Raw genomic sequence first — 9133 nt, 5'->3', positions numbered from 1 at the left:
GGGCTCGTCGTCAGGGGGCGAAGCTGTCCGGGTCCGCCGCGTGCCAGTCGGCGGCCCAGCTCGCGGGCGGCCCGGCGATCAGCTCGCCGGGGGAGAGCCAGTCGTACAGCTCGGCGTAGGACCGGAACCTGCCGTTGTCCTCCCGGCGCCGCACGAGGTGCGGGCCCAGATCGGCGGCGTCGCGCACGCCCATCGCGGCCATGATCTGCAGCGCGCTGTGGACCGTGGCCTTCTGGAACCGTTCCACGCGCGCCGACTTGTCGACGACGTCGAGGGCACGGGCACGGCGCGGGTCCACCGTGGTGACGCCGGTCGGGCAGCGGTTGGTGTGGCAGCGCTGGGCCTGGATGCAGCCGACGGCGAACATCATCGCGCGGGCCGCGTTGGTGTAGTCGGCGCCCATGGCCAGGCGCTTGACGATGTCGGAGCCCGTCGCCACCTTGCCGCTCGCCCCGATGCGGATACGGTCCCGCAGCCCCGCGCCCGTCAGGGCGCTGTGCACGGTGATGAGCCCTTCGGTGAGCGGCATGCCGAGGTGATCGGCGAACTCCAGCGGCGCCGCGCCGGTCCCGCCCTCGGCGCCGTCGACGATGACGAAGTCCGGCGTGATGCCCTCCGCCGCCATGGCCTTGCACACGGCGAGGAACTGGGTCCGCGACCCGGGACAGAGTTTGAACCCGACCGGCTTGCCGTGTGCGAGCTCCCGCATCCGGGCCAGGAAATGGACGAGTTCGCGGGGTGTGGAGAAGACCCGGTGGTACGGCGGCGAGACGACGGTCTCGCCCTGTGGCACGCCGCGTACGGAGGCGATCTCGGCGTTGACCTTGCTGCCGGGCAGCACGCCGCCGATGCCCGGCTTCGCGCCCTGGGACAGCTTGAGCGACACACAGCGCACGGCGGGGTGGGCGGCCTTCTCGGCGAACTGCCGGGCGTCGAACTCCCCGTCCCGGTTGCGGCAGCCGAAGTAGCCCGTCCCGATCTCCCAGACGAGGTCGCCGCCGGGCCGCAGGTGGTGGTCGGACAGGCCGCCCTCGCCGGTGTCGTGCGCGAACCCGCCCCGGGCCGCCCCGGTGTTCAGGGCCAGGATCGCGTGGGCGGAGAGGGAGCCGAAACTCATCGCCGAGACGTTGAGGAGGGCCATGTCGTACGGCTGTGTGCAGTCGGGCCCGCCGACCCGTACGCGGGGCGGCTCCTTCGGCACCGGCGCGGGCGCCATGGACGGCACGAGGAACTCGTACCCCCGGTCGTCCATGTCGCGCTCGCTGCCGAACGGCTCCTCGGCCGCGACCCCCTTCGCCCGCTCGTAGACGATGCTGCGGGTGTCGCGGTCGAAGGGCCTGCCGTCGTAGTTGCGCTCCACGAAGTACTGCTGCAGCTCCGGCCGCAGGCTCTCCATCAGGAACCGCAGATGACCCAGGACGGGATAGTTCCGCAGCACGGAGTGCCGGGGCTGTACGAGGTCGTACACACCGGTGAGTGCCACGGCCAGGAGTGGCGCGGCTGCCGCCCACCACCAGGGCGACGTCAGCAGGGCGAGCACCATGCCGCCGACCGCGCAGGCCAGCAGCGCGCCCACCGTCACGAAACGCGTCATGATGTCGCGACGCCTCCGCCGAACCCGATGTCCTTGCCGTTGGTGATGCGGGCCCCGAGGTTGATGCGCATCATCTCCAGGGCAGCTTCGGCGAGGTGCGGGTGGATGTGGGCGACCGCGTCGGCGACCACGGTCACGTCCAGGTGCCGGATGTGGGCGTCCAGCGCCGAGTACAGCACGCACTGCTCGGTCACCTGACCGCACAGCGTCACCTTGCGGACGCCCAGCTCCCACAGCAGATAGGTCAGCGGCGTCTCGTAGAAGATCGAGTGCCGTGCCTTCACGACGAACAGCGAGTCGTCGTCCGGCCGCACCGGACCCACCAGGTCCGCGTGCGGCCCCGCCATGGCGGCCTCGACCAGTTCCCCGTGGTGGGAGCGCCACTGGCCGAAGTTGTCGTTGACGTAGATCACCGGTGCCCCGCTCCCGCGGGCGGCGGCGAGGAGGTCCGTGATCACCGGCACGACCTCGCGCACCGACGGCAGGAGCTGCTCGGCGTCCTTGTGCTCGTACGTGTTGATCATGTCGATCACGATCAGGGCGCCGGGGTCGTCGCCGTGCCGTGCGCTCATGGCCGCAGAAGCGTCTTGATCATGCCGTCCTCCTTGGCCTGGAAGGTGGCGTAGGCCGACGGGGCGTCCTTGAGCGGCAGGTGGTGCGTGGCGAACGTGTCGACGCCCAGCGGGTCGTCGTCCGTCAGGTGCGGGCGGATGTCCTCGACCCAGCGCCACACGTTGGCCTGGCCCATGCGCACCTGGATCTGCTTGTCGAACATGGTCAGGAGCGGCAGCGGGCTCGCGGCTCCGCCGTAGACACCGCTGATGGACAGGGTGCCGCCGCGCCGGACCGCGTCGATGCCCGCGAGGAGGGCGCTGACACGGTCGACGCCCGCCTTCTCCATCAGGGGGCGGGCCAGCTTGTCGGGCAGGAGCGCGGTGGCGCGCTGGGCGGCCGTCGCCACCGGTGAGCCGTGTGCCTCCAGGCCTACCGCGTCGATCACGGCGTCCGTGCCGCGGCCGTCCGTGAGGTCACGGATGGCATCGCCCAGGTCCTTGCCGTGTTCGCGCAGGTCGAGCACGGTGGTGCCGTTGCGGCGTGCGCGCTCCAGGCGGGCGTCGACGAGGTCGACACCGATGACGAGCTCCGCGCCGCGCAGCCGCGCGATGCGGGTGGCCATGTCGCCGATGGGCCCGAGACCGAGGACCGTGACGCTGCCGCCCCGCGGGATGTCGGCGTACTCCACCGCCTGCCACGCCGTGGGCAGCACGTCGGACAGGTACACGAAGCGGTCGTCCGGCGGGCCGTGCGGCACCTTGATGGGCAGCGTGTTGCCGAAGGGCACCCGCAGCAGCTCGGCCTGCCCGCCGGGCACCTGTCCGTACAGCTTGGTGTACCCGAACAGCGAGGCGCCGCTGCCCATCGACTTGACCTGGGTTGTCTCGCACTGCGACTGCAGGCCCTGCCCGCACATCCAGCAGGTGTTGCACGAGACGTTGAACGGAATCACCACACGGTCGCCCACGGCCACCTCGGTGACCTCGGGACCCGTCTCCGCGATGACACCCATGGCCTCGTGGCCGAGGATGTCGCCCACCTCCAGGTAGGGCCCGAAGACTTCGTAGAGGTGCAGGTCGGAGCCGCAGATACCGGTCGACGTCACCTGGACGATCACGTCGTCGGGCTTCTCGATGCGGGGGTCGGGCACCTCGTCGACGCGCACGTCGCGCTTGCCTTGCCATGTCAGAGCACGCATGATGACGCACCTTTCTTGCTCGGCCCGCACGGGCCCCACCGGGCCCGTGCGGGTGAACGGGCAGCCTGCTCAGCGCCCGACGGCGCGGGCCAGCTCCGACTTGTTCATCGACGAGCGGCCCTTGACGTTCTTCTTCTTCGCCTCGGCGTAGAGCTGGTCCTTCGTCGGGCCCTGCGCGCCCTGGTGGGAGCGCTCACCGCCACGCTGCGACGCGGACTTCGGGTCCTTCGTGGACGTGCGGCTCGCCGTGCGGGACTCGCCGGAACGCGCACGTTCCTTGTTGACCGTGCGGGCGGCGATCTCCTTCGCGCGGGCCTTGGACTCGCCGCGGTCCTCCGCGCTCTCCTTGATGTGCTCGTACTGCCGTTCCCTCTTGCGATTCGATCCTGCGGGCATGATCTGCTCTTTCGACTGGGTCGTGTCCGGCCGGTGTGGGCCCCTCCCACGGTGCTCACACAGTCCGCCGGTCCGCCACACGGGCGATCGCGGCCTGTGCCGAGTACCCGAGATCCCCGGCGTGAGACGTGAGGCGGAAGATCAAGTGCTTCCGTGCGCTCCCCGGGGGGTCTTGAGAACCGGGGCGCCGGACGGTGGAGTGGGGGGACGTTGCGCCGTCAGGGAGGGGACCGGCCATGCCGGAGGACCAGCACAGCTCGCCGCCCGCCGCCCGCTGGGAGCGGGCCGTCGTCGTCGGGGGCGGGTACGCCGGTCTCGTGACCGCACGGGTCCTCGCCGACCACTTCTCCGAGGTGCTGGTCCTGGAACGCGATCCGGTGTCGCCGGACACCGGCGTCCACCCGCACGTCCCGCAGGGCCACCACGCGCACGCCCTGCTCGCCCGCGGCGGCGAGGTCCTGGAAACCCTCTTCCCCGGGCTGCGGGCGGAGCTCGCCGACGAGGGCGCGCCCGTCTTCGACTACGGCGAACGGATCAGCTTCCTGCTGCCCACCGGGTACGCGCCGACCGACCCGGTGGGCGTCCGCATCCAGACCTTCACACGCGACGAACTGGAGCGTCGGCTGCGGCAGCGCGTCTCGGCGCTCACCGCGGTGCGCCTCGTCCCCGCGGCCCACTGCGAGACGGTCACCGCGAGCGCGCCGGGACGCCTGGACCGGGTGCGGTACCGCACCGAGGGAGAAGACGTCACCGAGATCACCGCCGACCTCGTCGTCGACGCGTCGGGCCGCACCACGTCCGTCGACCGCTGGCTCGGCGACGCACACCTGCCCGTCTCACCGAAGAACGTCATCAAGGCCAAGATCACCTACACCTCCGCGTGCTACGTACGCCCGCCGAAGGACCGGCAGGACTTCGACGTCGCCTACCAGATGGCCTTCGCTCCGGACGTACCGCGCGGCGGAGTGGTCCTCGCCGTGGAACGCGACCGCTGGATGTGCTCGCTGTTCGGCGTCGACGAGCAGGTGCCGCCCACCGACGACGAGGGCTACCTCGACTTCGCCCACAGCCTCGGCACCCCCCGCCTCGCCGAACAGATCAAGCGCGGCACCCGCGAAGGAGAGATCCGGCGCTACACGAACACCGGCAACGAATGGCGCCTGCACCACAAGAACGCGCACTGGCCCGAACGCCTCGTCGCGGTCGGCGACGCGCTCTGCGTCTTCAACCCCGTGTACGGACAGGGACTCACCGTCGCCGCGCTCGAAGCGCAGCTGCTCGGCCGCCTCCTCGACCGGCACAGGACCGGCGGCCTGGACGGGCTCAGCCGCGCCTACCAGCGTGCCGCGGCCCGCGTCATCCAGGTCCCGTGGACCATGGCCACCAGCTCGGACCTCATGTGGGCGCCCACCGGCCACCCGCTCCCCGCCCGCTTCGCCCACTGGTACAACCAGCACGTCTTCGCGCTCGCCGTGCACGACCCGAGCGTCTGGGCACGTTTCGTACGGGTCCTGAACATGACGGCACCGCCCGCACTCCTCTTCCGCCCTGCCGTGCTGGCCAAAGTGGTACGCCACGCACTCACCCGCCGCACGAGCTGACGGAGACCCGCCCCCGACCGGCACCGTCCGGCCGCGCCCGGGGCCGTCACCCGGCCATCTGCCTCCTCTGTGCGCATCGGGCCCCCCAACGGCGGGGCACGGTCGCGGAGGCGGGCATGCCGAACCGCGCTCACCGTGTTCGGGGCACAGATTCTCGTACGGACGGGACTGCGCCCCCGGGAGAGCGGGCCCGTCGCCGTCCTCGAGCTGCGTGCGGCCACTGTCGTGGAGGACCGGGACCGTGACGCGGCCGGACGGGCGCGGCAGGGAAGGACGGCGCAGGGTCGCCGAGCGGTTCCCCGACGGACTGCTCCACGCCGACCCGCGCGGCTCACCCCGCGACGAGCACCCCGTCCCGCCCGCCGTCGTCCTGCTCCGCTTCCTCGGCGCCTGTGTCATGACCCCGGCCGGGTCGCCCCCGTCCGGCACGCGCTTCCCAAGGCCTGAGGGGTCAAGGGGGGACTCCCACCCAGGACGCTCCGGCGCCTTGCGACCGCACGCACCAGACGGCGCCCACTGAATCCGACCGGGGTTGTGACACAGGCCCTCACCGCACGCCGTGCGGCCGGAACTGGATGCTGATGCGTCCGCCGGAGGCGCGCGTCGACTTGGGGACGGCGTGCTCCCAGGTGCGCTGGCAGGAGCCGCCCATCACGATCAGGTCGCCGTGTCCGAGGGGCTGCCGGACGGTCGCGCCGCCGCGGCGGGGGCGGAGCAGGAGGTCGCGCGCGGCTCCCACGGAGAGGATGGCGACCATCGTGTTCTCGCGGGCGCCCCTGCCGATCCGGTCGCCGTGCCAGGCCACGCTGTCGCGCCCGTCCCGGTAGTGGCACAGGCCCGCCGTTGTGAACGCCTCGCCGAGCTCGTCGGCGTAGTGCTCGGAGAGGGCTCGGCGGGCCTCGTCGAGGACGGGGTGGGGGAGCGTTTCACCGGTGCCGTAGAAGGCGAGGAGGCGGGGCACGTCCACGACCCGTTCGTACATCTGGCGGCGTTCCGCCTTCCAGGGGACCTCCGTGGCCAGCTGTTCGAACAGGGCGTCGGCGCCGCTCAGCCAGCCCGGCAGCAGATCGATCCACGCGCCGTCGCCGAGGACGGTCCGGCGGATTCCGGCGAGGGAGCCCAGGCGTACGTCGTCGCTCTGGTCGAAGAGCGATCCCTGGAGCTGGTGGGTTGCCATACGGGCAGTGTAACCAGGATTCGAACAGGCGAGCTAATATGCGGAGCCCGGCAACGCCTCGGGGGCGCGCATCCGCGTCGGATGCGCGCCCCCGAGAGGCCCTACAGGTGGGTCCTACCGCTTGCCCGTGATCATCCGGTAGGCGAACAGAACGATCACGGAGCCGATGATGGCGGCGATCCACGTCGACAGGTGGAAGAACCCGTTGATCGAGTGGACGCCGAAGATCACCTTGCCCAGCCAGCCGCCGAGCAGCCCGCCCACGATGCCGATCACCATGGTCACCAGGCAGCCTCCCGGATCCTTGCCGGGGGTGAGGGCCTTGGCGATGGCTCCCGCGATGAGACCGATCAGGATCCAGGCGATGATGCCCACGAGAACGTTCCTCTCTTTGTGCTCGGGCCGGCCTGGATCCCCAGGCCGACACAGAGCGAATGTCCCGACAACGACGAGTCACACAGGACCAAGGTCACGTTTGGCGGGACCAACGGCACCCCGGACTCCGGCGGGCGGGTGATGCGCGAGCGGCATATGGTGGCCGAGCGGCATACCGGAGACCACCATGACGTCAGCGAAGAAGACATCCGTCGATGTGGAACAGTGCCTGCTCCTCACCGGCGTGGGCGGTTTCGACTGGGACCTGAGGACCGGCGCGCTCGGTCTCGACGCCGGCTCCCTCGCGGTGCTCGACCTGCGCCCCGAGGAATTCAACGGCCGGGTGACCTGCCTGACGAGGCGCATCCCGCCCGAGGAGGCCGTGCGCATCAACTACGCCGTCACCGAGGCCGTCGCCTCCGGCACGGACCGGTACGGCGTCTACTTCCGGGCCCGGCGCAGGGACGGCACGATCCACCTCGGCCACGCGCGCGGACGCATCGTGCGCGACGGCGAGGGCCGGGCCGTCCGCGTCCTCGGCGTCCTGCGGTCGGCGTCGGACGACGGGGCGGAACTCGCCGCCATCGACCCCAGGGAGGAACGCCGCCAGGGCATCGCCCTGATGGTGCAGGGCACCACACAGGCCCTCTCGCGGGCCGTCACGGTCGACGACGTGGTCGCCGTCCTGTCCGGTGCGAGCGGCCTCGACCGGTTCGCCGCCGACGGACTCGTCCTCGGTCTCGTCGAGGGCGACAAACTGAAGCTGATCGCCCTGGTCGGCCAGACGATGCAGGCCCTCGACGAACTCAAGCTGCACAAGTTCGACGAGTCCCAGCCGCTGGCCGAGGCCGTCATGACGCGGCAGCCCCGCTTCGTCGCCTCACTGCCCGACCTGGCACGCCGCTTCACCCGCCTGCGGCCCTACATCGAGCACATGCGGCTCGACTCGGCGGCGTTCCTGCCGCTGGTCGCCCAGGACCGTGCCATCGGCGGGCTCGGCCTCTTCTACCGGGGCCGCAAGGACTTCACCGACGCGGACCGCAACCTGTGCATCGGGCTCTCCGGCATCGTCGCCCAGTCGCTGCAGCGCGCCATGCTCTTCGACGAGGAGCGGGACCTCGCCAGGAGCCTGCAGGCCACCATGCTCCCGCGCGGCGTGCCCGCCGTCGCGGACTGCGAGGTCGCCGTGCGCTACCACGCCGCGTGGGGCGGCCGCGACGTCGGCGGCGACTTCTACGACGTCGTCGCCCTGCCCCGCGGCCGCATCGGCCTGGTCGTGGGCGACGTACAAGGACACGACACGCACGCCGCGGCCATCATGGGCCAACTCCGCATCGCCCTGCGCGCCTTCGCGGGGGAGGGCCATCCGCCGAGCACGGTCCTCTCGCGTGCCTCCCGCTTCCTCGCCGAACTCGACACGGAGCGGTTCGCCACCTGCACGTACGCCCAGTTCGACCCCGCCACCGGCATCGTGCGCGCCGTCCGCGCCGGGCACCTGCCGCCCCTCCTGCGCCACGTGGACGGCCGGGTCGGCGTGCCCCGGGTCCCCGGCGGACTGCCCCTCGGCCTGGCCACCGAGTTCGGCATGGAGGACTTCCCCGAGGTGCGGCTCGACCTGGTGCCGGGCGAGACCATGGTGCTCTGCACCGACGGACTCGTGGAGGACGCCGCCCTCGACGTCGACACCGGCATGGCCAACCTCGCCGACGTGATGCGCGAGGGCCCCGAACGCGCCGAGGCCCTGGCGGACCACCTCTCCCAGGCGCTGTGGCAGCGGTGGGGCACGAGCGACGACGTGGCCCTCCTCGTCCTGCGCAGAATGCCCGACCCCGGGACGCCCCAGGAGCCGCGCATCCACCGGTACGTCCACCAGGCCGACCCCGAAGGGCTCGCCGACGCGCGGGCAGCGCTGCGCGAACACCTCGCCTCGTGGGGGTTCGGCGCCGTCGCCGACGACGTGGAAGTGGCGGCCGGTGAGCTCCTCGTCAACGCCCTCGTCCACACCGACGGCGGCGCCATCCTCACCCTGGAGGTGCTCTCCGGGCCACCACGCCGCGTCCGCCTCTGGGTCAAGGACCGCTCCAGCGACCGCCCCCGCAGGAGATCGCCCGCCGAGACCGCCACGTCCGGGCGCGGGCTGCTCCTCGTGGAGGCCGTCGCCTCCTGCTGGGGCGTCGAGCCACGCGGCGAGGGCAAGGCCGTATGGTGCGACTTCGCCGTAGCGGACGCCTGAGCCG

General features: G+C 71.7%; 8 protein-coding genes. 2 read left to right on the top strand and 6 right to left on the bottom strand.

Annotated elements, in window-relative coordinates:
- Positions 1–10: 10 nt before the first annotated feature.
- The 4 genes from DEJ47_RS02565 to DEJ47_RS02550 all read right to left on the bottom strand — a co-directional run bounded on the left by DEJ47_RS02565 (position 11) and on the right by DEJ47_RS02550 (position 3743).
- On the bottom strand, positions 11–1594 hold the full coding sequence (locus DEJ47_RS02565) for an FMN-binding glutamate synthase family protein (protein WP_150164504.1): 1584 nt from the start codon (positions 1592–1594) through the stop codon (positions 11–13).
- Positions 1591–2166, bottom strand: coding sequence for an isochorismatase family cysteine hydrolase (locus tag DEJ47_RS02560; protein WP_150164502.1), 576 nt, complete (start codon positions 2164–2166; stop codon positions 1591–1593). Before DEJ47_RS02560 ends, DEJ47_RS02565 begins: the two co-directional genes overlap by 4 nt.
- On the bottom strand, positions 2163–3347 hold the full coding sequence (locus DEJ47_RS02555; protein ID WP_150164500.1) for an alcohol dehydrogenase catalytic domain-containing protein: 1185 nt from the start codon (positions 3345–3347) through the stop codon (positions 2163–2165). The genes DEJ47_RS02560 and DEJ47_RS02555 overlap by 4 nt, the downstream gene beginning before the upstream one ends.
- A gap of 69 nt (positions 3348–3416) precedes the next feature.
- Positions 3417–3743 carry a plasmid stabilization protein gene (locus tag DEJ47_RS02550; RefSeq protein WP_150164498.1) on the bottom strand — a complete coding sequence of 109 codons (327 nt, stop codon included), beginning with the start codon at positions 3741–3743 and terminating at the stop codon, positions 3417–3419.
- 236 nt (positions 3744–3979) lie between these two features.
- Here DEJ47_RS02550 and DEJ47_RS02545 point away from each other — a divergent pair, with 236 nt between their 5' ends.
- Complete coding sequence (locus tag DEJ47_RS02545) at positions 3980–5344, top strand: FAD-dependent oxidoreductase (protein ID WP_150164496.1); 1365 nt, start codon at positions 3980–3982, stop codon at positions 5342–5344.
- 547 nt (positions 5345–5891) lie between these two features.
- Here DEJ47_RS02545 and DEJ47_RS02535 read toward each other — a convergent pair.
- A complete protein-coding gene (locus DEJ47_RS02535) occupies positions 5892–6521 on the bottom strand; it encodes an alpha-ketoglutarate-dependent dioxygenase AlkB (RefSeq protein WP_150164494.1) in 630 nt (209 codons plus the stop codon).
- A 114-nt stretch (positions 6522–6635) separates the two neighbouring features.
- The gene (locus tag DEJ47_RS02530; RefSeq protein WP_150164492.1) at positions 6636–6896 is read right to left on the bottom strand and encodes a GlsB/YeaQ/YmgE family stress response membrane protein; all 261 of its coding nucleotides are present in this window, start codon (positions 6894–6896) and stop codon (positions 6636–6638) included.
- Between the two features lie 187 nt (positions 6897–7083).
- On the opposite strand from DEJ47_RS02530, the gene DEJ47_RS02525 reads away from it, so the two are divergent.
- Positions 7084–9129, top strand: a complete 2046-nt coding sequence (locus DEJ47_RS02525) for a SpoIIE family protein phosphatase (protein WP_150164490.1) — start codon at positions 7084–7086, stop codon at positions 9127–9129.
- Positions 9130–9133 lie beyond the last annotated feature (4 nt).

Source organism: Streptomyces venezuelae (assembly GCF_008642355.1).
Taxonomy (GTDB): domain Bacteria; phylum Actinomycetota; class Actinomycetes; order Streptomycetales; family Streptomycetaceae; genus Streptomyces; species Streptomyces venezuelae_B.
Note: the sequence above shows the minus strand (reverse complement) of the source record. Positions and strands in the feature narration are given on the sequence as shown.